This window comes from Rhizobium sp. FY34 (genome assembly GCF_005222845.1).
In the GTDB taxonomy this organism is placed as follows: domain Bacteria; phylum Pseudomonadota; class Alphaproteobacteria; order Rhizobiales; family Rhizobiaceae; genus Neorhizobium.
This window is the reverse complement of record NZ_STFZ01000036.1, coordinates 299,272-316,894: the sequence shown is the minus strand read 5'-3', so window position 1 is coordinate 316,894 and position 17,623 is coordinate 299,272. Positions and strand designations below refer to the sequence as shown.

The window sequence follows — 17,623 nt, the reverse complement described above, 5'->3', positions numbered from 1 at the left end:
GACTTTTGCGGTGGCCAATGACCGCTTCGGGCCGATTGTGTTGAAAAACTCGGGTGTTGCCTACTGGTCGAATTGCTGATTCAGTTCGAATATCGAAAGTGGAGCGAAGCAGACGCTGCGCCAGAGCGTCAAGTCTCTGGGCGGCGAAGCGCTGCTGACCCGCGCCGAGATCGATCCGGCACGCCGGGCCGAAACGCAGTCGATCGAGGAATTCGTGCGCCTCGCCAACCTCATCTGAGGCATAGACAGGCTCGGGTTCGAAGGCCTCTCCGGGGGCAAACTCCTGAAACATAGGTGAGCTGATAGCTGCTTCGGATAGCGAGATTCAGAGCTATGCGACCGGATTTTGCGCCAGGCCGTCAGCTTTGCGCCAACAGCGGTCATCCTGCCTTTCCTTAAAGCTGTGTGATCCATTCATGACCGGGATACATCGCCTCCAGCCAACTTCGTAGGTCGGCTTTTTCCTGAACGTGAAGCTTCGGCAACGCAGCCTGGAAGTCTGCTGCATCTTTGGGACGAATGTGTTTTGCCTTAAACATAAGGACGAGCGCAGGAGCGAGATAAGGAATTCCGGAGGGTGTTTCTCGAACGACAGTCGACCTGGGCAACCGGAACGATGGGTCGCGCTTATAAATCCAGATTTCGGGGGTGCCATGTTCGAGCATCATGTCTATTCGCCAGCAAGCGTTGGCCGTGTCGGCTCCCCACAATTGGTAGGTCTCTGGTCGAGGCCTCATTTCAGGAGCAAGATAAGCAAACGTGCCGTTATGGACCTCGAAAAAATCTAGGTCGGATAACTGGGCGCGAAAAAGATCGATATCCTCCGAAAGTATGCAGAACTCCAGGTCCTCATGATCACGGGTCTGGTAGCCATGCCACAGGTCCAGTGCCCAGCCACCGACAATGTACCAGGGCGAACTCTGATAGCGGAAGCGCTGAAAAAGCAGTTCCGGTGTCCAGGCATCCCACGCATCATCGGGAATATGCTGCATCCCCATCCTCTGCCTTTCCATCTACTCGACTGCCGCATTACTCAGTTAGGAATAACGGCCCTTCGCGTCGCGGACGATGATATCATTGATGCGTCTAGCTTTCCGATATCACATACCGCCAACGTCCGCTCCAGGCCGGGAGGCGTCTGCCGCTTTGCGGTAGCCACCACTAGACGCCGACATTCCTTGCTTGGGGGCTTATGCCCCTGGAAAGCAGTGTCTGCTGCGGTGCATGCCTCCAATGACCGGTTCTACGTAAGAGCCGCGGCGCTGACCATATCCACTACATGACCATTGGTGATGGCGACGCGAGGCAGCGACCGTAATCTGACAAAACGCGTAGGTCATGCACGCAGTCTTTCGGCAAATCTATAATGTCGCCCTCGCCAGTTTCGAAGATTTAATCATCGCACCCGCCGACCCATTGTGCTGGCGATCCAACGAGCACGAATCCACAAAAGGCATACATACCGTGTGCGTCAGTGCGAAGCCGCGAAACGTTCAAGTTTGGCAAGCGTTTGCTGCCCGAGTTCTTCAGCTCCAAAGCCCTTGGCTGTTTGGTATTCTGCAGTTGTGCTGAAGACCATCGTCAGCGTCACCTTGGTTGCACAATCTTGTTCTTCCATAGCAACGACGGCGTCAGCATGCTTGGGTCCGTTCTCGCCCCAAAGAAGCGTGTAGCCTATCCGGTTTTCGGGCCACACCTCGTTGTAAAGGTGGTGATTTGGGAAAACCGTTCCATCTGGCGCGATCATGTCGAAGATCCATTCACCGCCACTGCGCAGGTCGATCTTCCTCGTTCGGCAGGAAAACCCTTCCGGTCCCCACCAGAGAGGCAGCGTCTCCGGGTTCATCCACACGCCCCAAACGACGGATCGCGGCGCCTTGACGATCCGCTGCAGCACCATGGTCCGATCCGCTTCACTTTCAATATCGTGGGTCATTCCTCGCGTCCTTTCATTTTCTTCATCACAAATGCGTCCAGCCGGTCGAGTTGTGCTTCCCAAAGAGCTTCTTGTTGGTCGAGCCATGTTCGTGCAGGACCCAGAGCCTCGGGTACAATGGCGCAGGTGCGAACCCGCCCATCCTTCGCCGTGGTGATCAACCCGGCTTCCTCCAGCACCGACAAGTGCCGCATCACGGTTGGCAGCCGCAATCCCGTGGGCCCGGCGAGATCGGTCACGCTGACCGGACGCGCGGCGAGCTTCGTCAACATTGACCGACGCGTCGCATCGGAGAGTGCATGGAACAACAAAGAAAGAGCGGGTTCATGCTTAGCCATATTGCTAAGTTAACAAAATGGATACAGTGCGCAAGAAAAAACTTCGTCATTTTGCTAAGTGTTAGGCTGCCTGTCGACCAGACCAGATGTTCAGGCTTGCTTTCCCGATATCTTTTGCCCGACCGGACTTTGTGCCTTCTGCCGCCGTCGGCTTCAAGCAATCCGGCGGTTGGCTTGAACGTCAGAAATGGCGGCGCAAAACTGGATTCAGCGCTTCAAGCCGCATGTCCGCTTCGGCCCCAAAACGGACTTTACCTCTGCCGCACCGTTCCGCCTTAATCGCTAGGGCACGATGCTGTCTCGAATGGAAAACGGCCCCACCAGGGGCCGTAAACGCATCAGCGCGGTGTGAGGCTGGGTTCTTCCTTCAGCAGGCTCTCGACAAAGTCAAACAGGCCGAAGCGCCGGTCGCGGCGGATGCGCTCGGCATTGACGATGCAGGAGACATGGCCGAAGGCCTCGTCGAGATCATCATTGACGATGACATAATCATATTCGCGCCAGTGTTCGATTTCCGAGCGGGAATTGAGGAGACGCGTGCGGATAACCTCTTCCGTATCTTCGGCGCGGCGGTGCAGGCGTGATTGCAGTTCCGTCATCGAGGGCGGCAGCACGAAGATGGAGACGATGTCGGCCTTCATCTTGTCCTGCAATTGCAGCGCGCCCTGCCAGTCGATATCGAACAGCATGTCGCGGCCTTCCGCCATGGCGGTCTCGACGGGCTCGCGTGGCGTACCGTAGAAATTGCCGTGCACTTCTGCCCATTCCAGCAATTCGCCATTGTCGCGCATGCGTTCAAACTGCGGAATGGTGATGAAATGATAGTGCTTGCCACCGATCTCGCTGGCGCGCTTGGCCCGCGTGGTAACGCTGACAGAAATCTCGAGACTATGATCGTCGCGCAGCAGGTTGCCGGCAATCGTTGATTTTCCAGCGCCGGACGGCGATGACAGGACCAGCATCAACCCGCGACGGGCGATCTTGACGGGCGATGACGGCGCCGGGCTCATGCTCTACTCCAAATTCTGGACCTGTTCGCGGAACTGGTCGATCACGACTTTCAGTTCGATACCTGCCGCCGTTACCGCAGCCGAGTTCGATTTGGAACAGATGGTATTCGACTCGCGGTTAAATTCCTGTGCAAGAAAGTCGAGGCGCCGGCCAACCGGCCCACCTTTGGCTAGAAGCTCATCGGCAGCGGCAATATGGGCCTTCAACCGGTCGATCTCCTCGCGCAGGTCCGCCTTGGTGGCCAGAAGCACGGCTTCCGCATAGAGCCGGTCGCGATCAAGCCCGCCGGCCGCCTCCATCAGCATGGCGATCTGCGCCTGGAGGCGCCTGGCGATCTCTTCCGTGGAGCGGGCAGGATCGGCCTCCACCACGCCGACAAGCTGGCCGATCATCCGCACATGCTGGGAGAGAATGGCGGCCAGCGCTGCCCCTTCGCCAAGCCGCATGGCGACCAGATCATCCAGCGCCAGATCGAGCCCATCGACCACCGCCAGATCGCGCGCCGCCATGGCTTCGGGCAGATCTTCGGTCTCCTTGATTTCCACGAGACCGCGGATCGAAAGAAGGCTGTCGAGCTTCAGCGGTGCCTGATCAACCAGATCGCCCAATTGCTGGCGAAGGACGAGAACCGCATCCAGTGCATCCTGATTGAGGACGGCTTCGACCTTTGCCTCGGCCACAGAGACCGACAGCGAGGCCTGGATATTGCCACGGTTGAGTTTTGAGGAGACGCGCTTGCGCACATCCGCTTCCAGCGCCTCAAAGCCTGGCGGCAGGCGTAGCCTCAGATCCAGACCCTTGCCATTGACGGAGCGCAGTTCCCAGGCCCAGCGATATCGGCCCACTGCCCCTTCGCGACGGGCAAAACCCGTCATGGACTGCACACTCATACCCCTGACCCCTTTTGGAAAACGGACCGCCTTATGGCAGCCGTTCAATCAATTGCCTTTCGGCGGCTTTTCCGCGTCAGCGCCGCCGGGTAGGCCATCCTGCATATCGGCCTGACCTGCCGTTGCCCCGCCACCACCTGCACTGGCGCGATCCGCCTCGATCTTGCGCCAGCGCCTGACATTGGCATTGTGCTCATCCAGCGTCTGAGCAAAGGCATGACCGCCGGTACCATCGGCCACGAAGTAAAGGTCGTTCGTGCGCCAGGGATTGGCGACGGCCTCCAGCGCGGCACGGCCTGGATTGGCAATCGGCGTCGGCGGCAGGCCCTTGATCTGATAGGTATTGTAGGGCGTCTGCCTGTCGAGATCGGCCTTCATGATCGGCCGCTCGGACGGTTTTCCCGCCCCGCCGAAAATGCCGTAGATGATCGTCGGATCCGATTGCAGGCGCATGCCCTTGTTGAGGCGGTTGATGAAGACGGAAGCGACATGGGCGCGCTCATCGTCCTTGCCGGTTTCCTTCTCGACGATCGAGGCCAGCACGACAAATTCCTGCTTGGTCTTGATCGGCAGGTCCGGATCGCGCTTCTCCCATATCTGATCGACGAGACGCTCCTGTGCGGCGCGCATCTGTGAGAGGATCTCTGCGCGCTGGGTACCGCGCGAAAACTTATAGGTATCGGGCCGCAGAGTGCCTTCAGCCGGCTGTTCTCTCGGCAGGTTGCCTTCCAGCACGGGATCATCTGCCAGCCGTGCCATCATCTGATGAACGGTCAGGCCCTCCGGCATGGAGACGGAATAGAGGATGGACTTGCCCGATTCCAGAAGGTTGGCAACCTCCTTCATCGAGACACCGGCCTTGATCTCATATTCGCCGGCCTTCAGCGTCTGGCCGTCGCGCAGATAGCTGATGGTCATGTAGCGGAAGACGCGCGCATCCGAAACGATACCATTGCGCTCCAGGCTCTGGGCGATTTCCGCAAGCCCTGCGCCTTCGCGCACGATGAAATGCGTGTTCGTTTCCAGCGGACCGGGGTTCTGATAGGCTGAGATGACATAGTAGAAACCAGCGACGGCAATGACGCAGGCAAACACGATCATCGTCATTACGAAGTTCAGGAAGATGACGATCTGACTGCGGGCTTTCCTGGACCGGCGCGGTGGTTCAGGCACACGCTCGGGCTTCAGCGCCTCGTTCGGAGACTTCGGAATGATGGGCGCGCCGCCGGATGTGGCGTCGCGGCCAATTTCCCTATCGCTGTTGCTGTTCGTGTCGGTCACCGGCACTCCTTCTGATAGTCGAACATTCCGCGGTCAATGACCTTGCAATGCGGCGAAAACAGGGTTCAGAAGACGACAGCCCGGCTCTGTGCCCGGCAGAACCGTCTCGCTATCAGCCTTCGAAACGGCGCAGGACCAGGGAAGCGTTGGTTCCGCCGAAGCCGAAGGAATTGGACAGAGCAACATTGATCTCGCGCTTGCGTGCCACATGCGGCACCAGATCGATCGCCGTCTCCACATCGGGTGTGTCGAGATTGAGCGTCGGCGGCGCCACATTGTCACGGATCGCCAGCACGGAAAAGATAGCTTCCACAGCTCCGGCCGCGCCCAGAAGATGACCGATGGCGGATTTGGTGGACGACATCGAGATCTTTGAGGCAGAACTGCCGACCAGACGCTCGACAGCCCCCAGTTCGATTGTGTCGGCCATGGTCGAGGTGCCATGCGCGTTGATATAATCGAGATCGGCCGGTGTCAGGCCGGCCCGCTTGAGGGCAGCCGTCATGCAGCGAAACGCACCGTCGCCATCCTCGGACGGCGCGGTGATATGGAAGGCATCGCCCGACAGGCCATAGCCGACCACTTCGGCATAGATCTTGGCGCCGCGCGCCTTGGCATGCTCGAGTTCTTCCAGCACGACGATGCCGGCGCCCTCGCCCATCACGAAACCGTCGCGGTCGCGGTCATAGGGGCGCGAGGCCTTTTGGGGATCGTCATTGTATTTTGTCGACAGCGCCTTGCAGGCTGCAAAGCCGGCCAGCGAAATACGGCTGATCGGGCTTTCGGCCCCGCCGGCAACCATCACGTCTGCATCGCCCAGCGCAATAAGCCGGCTTGCATCGCCAATGGCATGGGCGCCGGTCGAACAGGCTGTGACCACCGAATGGTTCGGGCCGCGCAGCTTGTGCTTGATCGACACATGGCCCGAGATGAGATTAATCAGGCGGCCGGGAATGAAAAATGGAGAAATGCGGCGCGGACCCTTATCGCGCAGCGTGTAGCCCGCCTCGACAATGCCTTCAATGCCACCAACGCCCGAACCGATCAGCACGCCCGTGGCGCATTGGTCTTCATCGGTCTTTGGGTGCCAGCCGGCATCGGCCAACGCCATGTCGGCAGCGGCCACGCCATAGACGATAAAAGTATCGACCTTGCGCTGCTCCTTGGGCTCCATCCAGTCATCCGGATTGAACGCACCGTCGGTGCCAGCCTCGGTCGGAATACGACAGGCAATCTTGGCGGGGAGGTCTTCGACCTCGAACTCGGTGACCCGGCGAGCAGAGTTATGGCCAGCGATCAAGCGCGACCAGCTGATTTCCGTACCACAGCCCAGAGGAGATACCATTCCGGTACCGGTGATAACGACACGCCTCATGCCAGCGCCCCACCCCGCACGTCTATTCCAACATCATCGTAGTGAAACGGCCCGAACATGCCGGGCCGTCGATGAGCCTGCCCTTCACAGGACGGCTCTCTCATATCTCAATCGAGATTAAGCCTGAGCCTTCTCGATGAACTTCACAGCGTCGCCGACCGTCAGGATCGAGTCAGCTGCGTCATCGGGAATTTCAACGCTGAATTCTTCTTCGAAGGCCATGACGAGTTCGACGGTGTCGAGCGAGTCGGCGCCCAGGTCATCGATGAAGCTTGCGCCTTCGACAACTTTGTCGGCATCGACGCCGAGATGATCAATGACAATTTTCTTAACGCGCTCTGCGATATCGCTCATGTCGGTTTCCTCGACCTTTATCTTTCGGACTGCCTCACCGGCATCCGCACCCTGTTGGAACCCGTGACCGCCTTTATAAGGCCGGCTCTGGGCAAACTCGCTCACCCGAGACAAGACTGCGGACTTCTGATGCGCAAAAGGCGTCGAGTACGTCAGCATTCGGGGTGACTGTTCACAGTCATGGCCCGCTTAACACGGTTTCACCGCGCCGCAAAGCCAGAAAATGGCCCGCCATGCCGCCGCCAACAGGCAATGCTGTGGCAGGACGCAGCGGGCGCAACCCATTCAGATCATTGCCATGCCGCCATTGACGTGCAGGGTCTGCCCGGTCATGTAGCCGGCCTCGTTGGAGGCAAGGTACAATACAGAAGCCGCAATGTCTGCGCCGGTGCCCATGCGCTTCATCGGGATGGCGCCCAGAATGGCATCCTTCTGCTTGTCGTTCAGCTTGCCGGTCATCGCGCTTTCGATAAAGCCCGGCGCCACGCAGTTCACCGTCACGTTGCGCGTGGCGATTTCCTGGGCAAGCGACTTCGAAAAACCGATCATACCGGCCTTGGAGGCGCAGTAATTGGCCTGGCCCGGATTGCCGGTCACCCCGACGATCGAGGTGATGTTGATAATGCGGCCAAAACGGCGGCGCATCATCGGATGGGTCAGTTCGCGCGTCAGGCGGAAGGTGGCTGTAAGGTTGACTTCCAGAACCGCATCCCAGTCCTCATCGCTCATGCGCACGAAAAGGCCGTCCTTGGTGATGCCGGCATTGTTGACGAGGATATCCACGCCACCCATGTCGGCTTCGGCCTTTTCGCCCAGCGCCTTCACTTCGGCGCGGTCGGCAAGGTTTGCCGGAAACACATGCACCCGCTCGCCAAGTTCTGCCGCCAGCGCCTCAAGCTTTTCGGCGCGCGTGCCGTGCAGGCCAACGGTTGCCCCTTGCTTGTGCAGCAAGCGGGCAATCTCTTCGCCGATGCCGCCGGTGGCGCCTGTCACCAAGGCCTTGCGGCCGGTCAGATCAAACATAGTCTTATCCCTTTGCGTTCAGCCGAGGAGTGTCTTCAGCGCAGCCTCGATATCGGCTGGCGTATTGATGGCAATGCCCGTGACGTTCTTGTCAATGCGGCGGGCAAGACCGGTCAGCACCTTGCCGGTGCCAACCTCGTAAAGCGTGGTGACGCCATTGGCGCCGAACCATTCCACCGTTTCGCGCCAGCGCACCTGGCCGGTCACCTGGCTGACGAGAAGCTGGGCGATTTCACCCGCATCACGAACCGGCGCGGCGCGCACATTGGCAATCAGCGGCACGACCGGATCGTGTTTGACAACCTGGTCCAGCGCATGGGCCATGGCATGGGCGGCCGGCGCCATCAGGTCGGAATGGAAGGGCGCCGAAACCGGCAGCATGATGGCGCGCTTGGCTCCCTTTTCGGTGGCCAGTGCCGCAGCCTTTTCAACGGCCGCCTTGGAACCCGAAATCACCAGCTGTCCGCCGCCATTGTCATTGGCGATCTGGCAAATGCCACTGTCGCGAGCAGATGCACAGGCGGCTTCGACATCGGCCTGTTCCAGGCCGATGATGGCCGCCATGGCGCCTTCGCCCACCGGCACGGCCGATTGCATGGCATCACCACGGATGCGCAGCAGGCGTGCCGTATCAGCAATCGTGAAAGTGCCCGCAGCACAGAGCGCGGAATATTCGCCAAGCGAATGGCCCGCCACATAGGAAACCTTGTCAGCAAGCTTCAAGCCGCCGACTTCCAGCACGCGCATGACGGCCATGGATACGGCCATCAGCGCCGGCTGCGCATTGGCGGTCAGCGTCAGATCGGCTTCCGGTCCATTCCACATGATGTCGGAGAGCTTCTGGCCGAGCGCCTCGTCGACTTCCTGGAAAACGGCGCGCGCCTGCGGAAAGGCTTCGGCCAGGTCCTTGCCCATGCCGACGGCCTGGCTACCCTGGCCGGGGAATGTAAATGCGATGCTCATGGGATCAGTCCTTCCCTTTTTTGCCTTTCCATTCACATTCTCCACCGCCAAGTCAAGGCCGCCGGGCACTTGCAGCCCAGCGAAGCGGGCGATGCAGGCATTGATACACAGGTCTGTCGGCAAATGGGCCGGCGAAATTGCGGCACGACAACCCGGCGCCATTTCTCTTGCGTTGCAGCAAAAGCGGCCTACATTTGCGCGGCCCTTTATAAAGCCTGCCACAGCCTGCAAGACGGGAACACTCTCATGAAATTCAAGACACTCGGCCGCACCGATATCACGGTGTCCGAAATCTGCCTCGGCACAATGACCTGGGGTTCGCAAAACACGGAGGCCGAAGCCTTCGAGCAGATGGACTATGCGCTCGACCACGAGGTCAACTTCTTCGACACAGCCGAACTCTACCCCACCACGCCGCTTTCGCCCGAAACCTATGCCGATACCGAAAGGCTGATCGGCAACTGGTTCGAAAAGACCGGCAAGCGCGACAAGGTGGTTCTGGCGACCAAGGTGGCAGGTGCCGGTCGACCCTACATCCGCGACGGTCAGCCAATCACCGCCAAGGCCATTCACGAGGCGGTCGATGCCAGCCTTAAGCGCCTGAAGACCGACTATATCGACCTCTACCAGATCCATTGGCCGAACCGCGGCCATTTCCACTTCCGCGCCGCCTGGACCTACAATCCCTTCAACCAGGACAAGGCGCAGACCAAGGACGAGATTGCCGAAAAGCTCGAAGCGCTCGGCGCCTGCGTGAAGGCAGGAAAAATCCGCGCCATCGGCCTCTCCAACGAAACCACCTGGGGCACGCAGCAATTCCTCACCCTGGCCGCAGAGAAAGGCCTTCCACGGGTTGCCACCGTGCAGAACGAATACAGCCTGCTCTATCGCCACTTCGATCTCGACATGGCCGAAATGGCGCATCACGAGGATGTCGGGCTTCTGGCCTATTCGCCGCTTGCCGGCGGTATTCTGTCGGGCAAATATCTCGGCGGCACCAAACCGGCAGGCTCGCGCGGCGCCATCAATGGCGATATCGGCGGACGGCTGGTGCCCGAACAGGAGGCGCCGACAGGCGCCTATGTCACCCTTGCCAGGGACCATGGCCTTGACCCGTCGCAGATGGCGCTCGCCTTCTGCCTGACGCGTCCCTTCATGGCGGCCGCCATCATCGGCGCCACCTCGATGGAACAGCTGAAGCTGAATATCGGCTCCGCCGATGTGACGCTGTCGGACGAGGTGATGAACGCCATTGCCAAGATCCACCGGCAATATCCGATGCCGATCTGACATCCTCGTGCCGGGCTGCAGCTGCCCGGCACGACCCACCAATGCCGATTCACGGATCACTAACCCTGCCACCGCAATAGACTCGCTTTGCCCGCCGCTTCTGCCTTAAGGGTTTCTTTGGGTCCGCGAGCGTAGAATGTTAGGCGATCGAGATGTTCTTCGAACATCGCATCGCCGAAGGCGGGGAATCATGAGCGCAGTCAACAGCTTCTTCTCGAATGCCAATGCGGCATCCTATGTCGATACGCTGTTTTCGGCGTCTCGCCCGCCCGCTGGTGCGGGCTTTTCCACTATCAGCGGCTATACCAATTCCGTAGGTAATTCCGGCAATGATACAGCAGCACAGCGTGCGCTGTCGCGTATTGTCGAGATCCTGACGCTCGGCGGCGGCGACACTGACGATACTGCCAATATCGACGAACAGCTCGGCTATATCACAGGCGGCAGCGGAACCGATGCCGCCGATCAGATGACCGTGACCGGTCGCGCCATCTACAATATCGAGACAGGCGCCGGCGACGACGTGCTGACGATGAAAAGCGCCGATATTTCCGCAGTAAACCTTGGCGACGGCAAGGACACGCTGAAGACCGCCGGCTCGTTTGTCGGCAGCGTCGATGGCGGTGAAGGCGACGACGACATTCAGATCAAGGCCATGCTGGCGCTCGATATTCTGGGCGGTGCCGGCAATGACACATTGAAAGTTGCGGCCGACACCATTATCGGCCTGGATGGCGGCGATGGCGACGACACGCTGAACCTTGAAGGCAATCGTATCTTTGCAACAGGCGGTGCCGGCAATGACAGTGTCAGCATCCGCACGAGCAGCCCCGATGCCGTTGTCGAATACGGTTTTGGACGCGGCGGCGGACAGGACAAGCTTGCCAGCACGGGCGCCTTGAGCCTGCAGCTCGGCGGGCTCACCGAAAGCGACATGAGGCTGTCGGTGAGCGGCAATACGCTGTCGGCGAAAATCAATGGCAGCGACGACATGATTACGGTGACGCTCGACAGCGAGGCGCTCACCTATCGCTTTGCCTCCGAGAACGGCCAGACCGTTCTGAAGATCGGCTGATCTCCACACGGAGCTCATCCCCATGGAATATCCGGCCTCACCCTTGCATTCTCGGGAAATGCGCGTATAAGCGCGCCTGTTCGAACTGCCCGGTCTTCTGGCTGGTGGCTGTACGGAGGGTAGGTGCGCTGCAAGGCGAACCGCAGGAACCGCAGGGGTTCCGGCCTCCCGTGTCTCCGCTCTCGACCGTCTCGATCGTAACGCTTTTCTTGCAGGGGCCTCCCCCTTCACAAGACCAGTCGTTGAGGCTTAGCCGCCGGAACCGGGCATAGACAAAACGCAAGAAAGGCAAAGCTTACAATGGCTCTTTACGAACATGTATTCCTTGCCCGGCAGGATATGTCCGCTCAGCAGGTTGATGCCCTCGTAGAACAGTACAAGGGTGTCCTCGAAGCAAACGGCGGCAAGGTCGGGCGCGTAGAAAACTGGGGCCTCAAGTCCCTGACCTATCGCATCAACAAGAACCGCAAGGCTCATTACGCCCTGATGGACATCGATGCACCGGCAGCTGCCGTGCATGAGATGGAACGTCAGATGCGCATCAACGAAGACGTTCTTCGCTACATGACGATCGCCGTCGAGAAGCATGAAGAGGGCGCGTCTGCCATGATGCAGAAGCGCGACCGTGACGACCGTCCGCGTCGTGATGGCGACCGTCCCGAGCGTTCGTTCGGCGATCGCGATCGTGGTCCGCGTCCGGACCGTGGCCCCCGTGAAGGTGGCTTCGAGCGCCGTCCGCGCGAAGACCGTGCGTAATTCGAGAGCTTAAGGAGAAAACACCATGGCTGATGCATCCTCTGCTCCGGCACGTCGTCCCTTCCACCGTCGCCGCAAGACCTGCCCCTTCACCGGTGCAAACGCTCCGCGGATCGACTACAAGGACATTCGTCTGCTGCAGCGCTACATTTCCGAGCGCGGCAAGATCGTTCCTTCGCGTATCACCGCAGTATCGCAGAAGAAGCAGCGCGAGCTGGCCCAGGCCATCAAGCGCGCCCGCTTCCTCGGCCTTCTGCCTTACGTTCTGTCGTAAGATCTGACCTTCGAACCCGCCGGTTTCAACGACCGGCGGGTTTCACCCCTTTCGCGATGGGCGCGGATCGGAACCCTTGAAATTCCCATGTTGGGGATGAAGTACCTGAAACATTGATTCAGGTTCTATCCCCTAACTGCTCGACAGCAGGACAGCGAGACGTGACCGGATTGAACCAGACAGTGCTGACCACCGGCATCCTTGCCGGCATTGCCGCCGCCCTGCTCGTGCTGGGCGCGAATGCGCAGCCGTCGTTTGCCTCCGTGCTCTATGCGTCCTCGGCGCTTCCAGTGCTTGTCGCCGGCCTTGGCTGGGGCAACCGCACTGCCATCATTGCCATCATCACCGCCGCCATCATCGGAGCACTGCTCGTTTCGCCGATGTTTGCTCTGGCCATGACCATATTCACGCTGGTGCCGGCCGGCTGGCTGTCGCATCTCGCCAACCTGGCGCGGCCGGCCTCTGAAATCGGCGGCCCCGACGATCTTGTGGCCTGGTACCCGATCTCCGACATTCTCCTGCATCTGTGCGGCCTCGTGACGGTTGCGGTGATCATCCTGGGCGCCGTCATCGGCTATGGCCCGGAACTGACCGACCGCATGGTCGATGCCATGGTGGAGAGCTTCCAGCAGCAGAATTCCGCCATGGTGCCGGATGCGGCAGCGCTGGCGCAGACGAAATCGATGATCGTGCTGATGCTGCCGCTGATCCAGGGCGGTATCTGGGTGACACTACTGTTTACCGCTTTTTACGTGGCTGTGCGTATCGTGTCGCGCAGCGGCCGTGCGCTTCGCCCGCGCGAAGACATGCCGTCTGCCCTGCGCATGAACCGCAATGCGATGTTCGTCTTTCTCGCCGGTATTCTACTGACCTTCCTGGGCGGCGTGCCGGCCATGATCGGCGCCACGATCTGCGGCACGTTCGGTGCGGGCTTTCTGCTCTCAGGCTTTGCCTCCCTGCATCTGCGCACCAAGGGCAAGGACTGGCGCTTTCCCGCGCTGGTGCTCGTCTATCTCTCCTCTGTGATGCTGCTGCCGCTTTTGGCGGTCTTTGTCATCGGCCTCACCGATACGCGCCGGACGATCGCTTTGACGCCCGCCCGCAATACCGACACACCCAACACCTGATCTGACTTTCGAAAGGATATAACACCATGCACGTCATTCTTCTTGAACGCGTCGCCAAGCTCGGCCAGATGGGCGAAACCGTCAAGGTTCGCGACGGTTACGCCCGTAACTTCCTGCTGCCGCTCGGCAAGGCCCTGCGTTCGAACGCGGCCAACAAGGCCCGTTTCGAAGCCGAGCGTTCGACGCTCGAAGCCCGTAACCTCGAGCGCAAGTCGGAAGCCCAGAAGGTTGCCGAAACGCTTGACGGCAAGTCCTTCATCGTCGTTCGCGCCGCCGGCGAAACCGGCCAGCTCTACGGTTCGGTTGCCGCTCGCGACATCGTCGACGTTCTGGCCGCTGAAGGCTTCAACATCGGCCGCAGCCAGGTTGACCTCAACAACCCGATCAAGGCCATCGGCCTGCACACGGTTGTTCTGCACCTGCATGCCGAAGTCGAAATCTCGGTTGAACTGAACGTTGCCCGCACGCCGGAAGAAGCCGAGCGCCAGTCCAAGGGCGAAAGCCTGACCTCAGTTGACGCCATCTACGGCGTTGACGAAGACGCTCTGCGTCCGGAAGACTTCTTCAACCCGGATGCCGACGATCAGGACGAAGACGCCTGAGATTTTAGTTTAGCCACATGAAAAAGGGCCCGGATCTTATTGATCCGGGCCCTTTTTTATGTGCTCACACTGAGAATCTCAATTGGCGCGTGGCTTGGATGCCTTGTCCACCCGCACCACTACCGACAGGCCGGGATCAAGCTGGCCGGCCAGTTCCTGTCCCGGATCGATAGAGATCCGTACGCCGACGCGCTGGGCGATCTTGACGAAATTGCCGGTCGCATTGTCCGGCTTGATGACGGCAAATTCCGAAGCAGCAGCGGGCGAAAAGCGTTCGATATGGCCGGCGATGGCCCGGTTGCCAAGCGCATCGACCGTGATGCTGACCGGCTGGCCGACCTGCATGCCTTCCAGCTGGGTTTCCTTGAAATTAGCAATCACCCAGGCCTCGTCGGGAACAACCGACATCAGCTGGCTGCCGGCCGTGACATACTGGCCAAGCCGCGTGGCCACTTCGCTCACCCGTCCCTTGCCCGGTGCGCGGATCTCGGTATTGCCGAGATCGATCTTGGCAAGCTCGACCGAGGCCTCCGCACCGCTGACGGCGGCTTCCAACGAGCCGCGATTGACGAGAATGGTCGTCAACTGCTGGCGCGAAACCTCCAGCGCTGCCTTGGCCTGCGCCATGCCGGCATGGGCCTTTTGCAGTTCAGCCGACGTCTGTTCCTGAATGCTGGCGGTGCCCACGCCGTTACGGGCGAGGTTCTCCTGACGTTCTTCGGCGAGCCGCGCCTGGGTGAGAGCCGCATCGGCGCTGGTGACTGCCGCCTCGGCGGAGGCAATATTTGCCTGGGCGGTGACTTCCTGTTGGCGTGAATTCTCCAGTCCCGCCTTCTGGCTGGCAAGCGTGGCTTGCGCCTGCGCCAGCTTCTGCACGTAAATGCGATCATCGATCTTCACCAGCACTTCACCTTCTGTGACGGTCTGGTAGTCCGCGACCCGCACATCGACGACATAACCGCTGACCTGTGGGCTGAGCGTCGTCACGTAACCGCGCACATAGGCATTATCGGTCATCTCGACCGTGCTGTTGAAGGGCGGCAGACGCCAAGCATAGAGCACAAGGCCAAGCCCGATCAGGCCGACAAGGAGGATCATCAGGGTTGCGGGAGAAAAAAAGCGTTTGAACATGATGGAAAACCTAGTTGGATGCGTCCGTTGTCAAGGCTGTTGCGGATCGCGCTGCAAAAGCAGGCTTCCACTGGTCCCAGGCAAGGTGAAGAAGAAGAGCGGCAAGGCTAAAGGCGGTTATGACGAACAGCACGAAGAATGTATCGTTATAGGCGAGCACATAGGCTTCGCGCTGCACCTGCTGGGCGAGGAGTTGCAGTCCTTCGGCTTGCAACAGTGCGGGATCGGTAATGGTCTTTGCATAGCCCGCCGAAAGCTGCGAAACGCGCGCGGCAACGACCGGATTGCTGAGCAGCACATTCTCGACCAGCACCGCGGAATGAAACTTCTCGCGGATTGTCACGAAACTGCCAAGCGCTGCGGTTGTGACCAGCAGACCAGTGATCTGGGTAAACAGGAAGATGGCGATGAAGTTGACCAGATAGGCAGGCCCCTTCTTCAACGAGGAGCCAAAGCCTCTGGACATGACCGGCGGCAGGAACATCGCCGCGCCAAAGGCGATCATGCCCTGGCTCAGAAACATCTGTTCCGGCCGCGTCAGATTGTTGGACTGGCTGTCGAGAAAGGCACCGGCGGCAATCAGCACAAGCGCGATGACATGCGCCGTGCCCTGGAGATCCCGAACCATCAGGCGTGCGCAGACGGCGCAGCCAGCAAAGGTGGCCGCCAGAACGACGCCATAGAGCATCTGCATCTGGTCATTCTGCAGGCCAAGCTGCTGGAAGAAGCTGACAAGGGTGATCGATTGTTCCGACGAGATCGCCCGGAACATGATCATCACCGCGATCAGATGCAGGTTGGTCGGTGAGAAGATCCAGCGCAGATCCAGCAAGGGACTGTCCCGCCGCAGTTCGAACACGGCAAACAGTGTCAGGAAAACAATGGCAATGGCCAGAAGCACACCGAGCCATGGCGCCTCGAGCCACCAGTAGAAGCGGCCCAGCGTGAAGAACACCGCCAGGCATCCAAGCCCGACACCGAGCAGAAGATAGGTGAAGATATCCATGCGCTCCAGGACAGCGGTCCGAGGCGGCGCGGTCAGCGGCAAAAGGTAGATAATCGGCAGCGCCATAAGCGCAAGCCCGAGCTCCATCGTATAGAGCGACTGGTAACCGTCGAGCTCCATCAAAGGCGGGGAAATGATCCGCGCGACCGGTGCCGCGAGCAATGTGCCGATGACCGCGATGCTGAGGCCGGTGGTCAGCTTGCGCTCAGGCGTGAAAGCCTCCAGCACATAGAGGAAGCCGAGAGAGGATAGCGGGGCTGCCGCCATGCCGCTGACAAAACGCACAGCCAGCGCCGAATGCAGGTCGCTGGCCACGAGATTGAGGCCGGCGGCCAGTACCATGGCAACGATGCTGAGCTCGGCAAAGGGGCGAAGGCCATATTGCACGCGGATCTTGAACAGGGCGAGCGACAGGCTGACATAGGGCGCCATATAGGCGGCAGACAGGGCCGCGACTTCCGCCGTGGTGGCGGAGAACGTACCCTGCAACTGAGACAGATTGACCTGCACGAAATTCAGGCCGAGCCCCTGTACCAGGAACATGAACAGACCTGATGCAATGTAGAGCACGTTCTGCCAGGGCGATCTTTCCTCCGGCGGCTTTGGCTGGGCGGCAAGAATGGTCAGCTTAGGCATGGGCTGCCCTCCCCTGCCCGATGGCTAGGAGGTTGCGGTTCAACTGCGTCAGGACGCGCAGCGACACGGCGAGATCCTCTTGCGAAATACCGGCCACAAGCTCCATCCGAACACCGTGGGCAAAGGCTTGTGCCTTGATGCACGCCGCGTCGCCCTCCTTCGTCATGTGGATTTCCTTGGCGCGACGATCACTGTCGTCCGTGCGCCGCTCGATCAACTGCTGCTTTTCCATGCCATCGAGAATGCGCACGAGCGTCGGAGTTTCGATCTCCATCTCCTGCGCCAGATCCCTCTGGTTGAGACTTCCCCGCCGGCTGAGCGCAAATAGCACACGCGCACGCGTCAGGGTCAGGCCGGTTTCCTCGCTTTTCAGGTCAAAATACGATCTCAGGCGGCGGCTGAAAGCCGTCATCTCGTCAAACAACCTCTCGATCACGGTATGGCGCGACATTGGTAATCCAGACTTATAATTAGCTTCCTATCTATTATGGAGACAATTATTCCGCTGCCGCGATTTTTTCAAGCAACGCTTGCGGCAGGTCAGCCATGCCGCAG

18 protein-coding genes and 2 pseudogenes are annotated in these 17,623 nt (G+C 59.8%); 7 read left to right on the top strand and 13 right to left on the bottom strand.

The window, feature by feature from the left end:
• Positions 1 to 106: 106 nt before the first annotated feature.
• Positions 107 to 238, top strand: a pseudogene (locus E8M77_RS24325) (16S rRNA (adenine(1518)-N(6)/adenine(1519)-N(6))-dimethyltransferase); the annotation flags it as partial.
• Positions 239 to 395: 157 nt separating this feature from the next.
• Here E8M77_RS24325 and E8M77_RS22680 read toward each other — a convergent pair.
• The 10 genes and pseudogenes from E8M77_RS22680 to fabD all read right to left on the bottom strand — a co-directional run bounded on the left by E8M77_RS22680 (position 396) and on the right by fabD (position 9,171).
• Positions 396 to 992, bottom strand: coding sequence for an amino acid transporter (locus E8M77_RS22680; protein ID WP_137132875.1), 597 nt, complete (start codon positions 990 to 992; stop codon positions 396 to 398).
• A gap of 479 nt (positions 993 to 1,471) precedes the next feature.
• A pseudogene (locus E8M77_RS22675) lies at positions 1,472 to 1,912 on the bottom strand (SRPBCC domain-containing protein); the annotation flags it as partial.
• 20 nt (positions 1,913 to 1,932) lie between these two features.
• Positions 1,933 to 2,274 (bottom strand): metalloregulator ArsR/SmtB family transcription factor, encoded by a 342-nt coding sequence (locus tag E8M77_RS22670; protein ID WP_137132873.1) that lies wholly within the window; start codon positions 2,272 to 2,274, stop codon positions 1,933 to 1,935.
• Between the two features lie 338 nt (positions 2,275 to 2,612).
• Complete coding sequence (gmk, locus tag E8M77_RS22665; protein ID WP_137132872.1) at positions 2,613 to 3,284, bottom strand: guanylate kinase; 672 nt, start codon at positions 3,282 to 3,284, stop codon at positions 2,613 to 2,615.
• A 3-nt stretch (positions 3,285 to 3,287) separates the two neighbouring features.
• Positions 3,288 to 4,175, bottom strand: a complete 888-nt coding sequence (locus E8M77_RS22660; protein WP_137132871.1) for a YicC/YloC family endoribonuclease — start codon at positions 4,173 to 4,175, stop codon at positions 3,288 to 3,290.
• A gap of 48 nt (positions 4,176 to 4,223) precedes the next feature.
• Entirely contained in the window at positions 4,224 to 5,423 is a 1,200-nt protein-coding gene (gene mltG, locus E8M77_RS22655; RefSeq protein WP_246659378.1) for an endolytic transglycosylase MltG, read from the bottom strand.
• 145 nt (positions 5,424 to 5,568) lie between these two features.
• Positions 5,569 to 6,831, bottom strand: coding sequence for a beta-ketoacyl-ACP synthase II (fabF, locus tag E8M77_RS22650; RefSeq protein ID WP_137132869.1), 1,263 nt, complete (start codon positions 6,829 to 6,831; stop codon positions 5,569 to 5,571).
• A 117-nt stretch (positions 6,832 to 6,948) separates the two neighbouring features.
• Complete coding sequence (locus tag E8M77_RS22645; protein WP_137132868.1) at positions 6,949 to 7,185, bottom strand: acyl carrier protein; 237 nt, start codon at positions 7,183 to 7,185, stop codon at positions 6,949 to 6,951.
• 285 nt (positions 7,186 to 7,470) lie between these two features.
• A complete protein-coding gene (gene fabG / locus E8M77_RS22640) occupies positions 7,471 to 8,208 on the bottom strand; it encodes a 3-oxoacyl-[acyl-carrier-protein] reductase (protein ID WP_137132867.1) in 738 nt (245 codons plus the stop codon).
• A gap of 18 nt (positions 8,209 to 8,226) precedes the next feature.
• On the bottom strand, positions 8,227 to 9,171 hold the full coding sequence (gene fabD, locus E8M77_RS22635) for an ACP S-malonyltransferase (RefSeq protein WP_137132866.1): 945 nt from the start codon (positions 9,169 to 9,171) through the stop codon (positions 8,227 to 8,229).
• Between the two features lie 246 nt (positions 9,172 to 9,417).
• On the opposite strand from fabD, the gene E8M77_RS22630 reads away from it, so the two are divergent.
• The 6 genes from E8M77_RS22630 (at position 9,418) to rplI (ending at position 14,295) form a co-directional block, all read left to right on the top strand.
• On the top strand, positions 9,418 to 10,461 hold the full coding sequence (locus tag E8M77_RS22630) for an aldo/keto reductase (protein WP_137132865.1): 1,044 nt from the start codon (positions 9,418 to 9,420) through the stop codon (positions 10,459 to 10,461).
• Positions 10,462 to 10,651: 190 nt separating this feature from the next.
• Complete coding sequence (locus E8M77_RS22625; protein ID WP_137132864.1) at positions 10,652 to 11,536, top strand: RTX toxin; 885 nt, start codon at positions 10,652 to 10,654, stop codon at positions 11,534 to 11,536.
• Between the two features lie 300 nt (positions 11,537 to 11,836).
• Positions 11,837 to 12,292 carry a 30S ribosomal protein S6 gene (rpsF, locus tag E8M77_RS22620; protein ID WP_137132863.1) on the top strand — a complete coding sequence of 152 codons (456 nt, stop codon included), beginning with the start codon at positions 11,837 to 11,839 and terminating at the stop codon, positions 12,290 to 12,292.
• A 25-nt stretch (positions 12,293 to 12,317) separates the two neighbouring features.
• Positions 12,318 to 12,566, top strand: coding sequence for a 30S ribosomal protein S18 (gene rpsR / locus E8M77_RS22615; RefSeq protein ID WP_137132862.1), 249 nt, complete (start codon positions 12,318 to 12,320; stop codon positions 12,564 to 12,566).
• 161 nt (positions 12,567 to 12,727) lie between these two features.
• Positions 12,728 to 13,693, top strand: coding sequence for a DUF2232 domain-containing protein (locus tag E8M77_RS22610; protein ID WP_170975972.1), 966 nt, complete (start codon positions 12,728 to 12,730; stop codon positions 13,691 to 13,693).
• Between the two features lie 26 nt (positions 13,694 to 13,719).
• Positions 13,720 to 14,295: a 50S ribosomal protein L9 gene (gene rplI, locus E8M77_RS22605; RefSeq protein WP_137132861.1), complete on the top strand. Its 576-nt coding sequence runs from the start codon at positions 13,720 to 13,722 to the stop codon at positions 14,293 to 14,295.
• A 78-nt stretch (positions 14,296 to 14,373) separates the two neighbouring features.
• Here the strand turns inward: rplI and E8M77_RS22600 are convergent, their stop codons facing one another.
• The 3 genes from E8M77_RS22600 to E8M77_RS22590 are packed head-to-tail and all read right to left on the bottom strand — an operon-like array spanning position 14,374 to position 17,519.
• The gene (locus E8M77_RS22600) at positions 14,374 to 15,426 is read right to left on the bottom strand and encodes an HlyD family secretion protein (RefSeq protein ID WP_137132860.1); all 1,053 of its coding nucleotides are present in this window, start codon (positions 15,424 to 15,426) and stop codon (positions 14,374 to 14,376) included.
• Positions 15,427 to 15,436: 10 nt separating this feature from the next.
• Positions 15,437 to 17,068, bottom strand: coding sequence for an MFS transporter (locus tag E8M77_RS22595; protein ID WP_137132859.1), 1,632 nt, complete (start codon positions 17,066 to 17,068; stop codon positions 15,437 to 15,439).
• Positions 17,061 to 17,519 carry a MarR family transcriptional regulator gene (locus E8M77_RS22590; RefSeq protein WP_137132858.1) on the bottom strand — a complete coding sequence of 153 codons (459 nt, stop codon included), beginning with the start codon at positions 17,517 to 17,519 and terminating at the stop codon, positions 17,061 to 17,063. The genes E8M77_RS22595 and E8M77_RS22590 overlap by 8 nt, the downstream gene beginning before the upstream one ends.
• Positions 17,520 to 17,623: the final 104 nt, after the last annotated feature.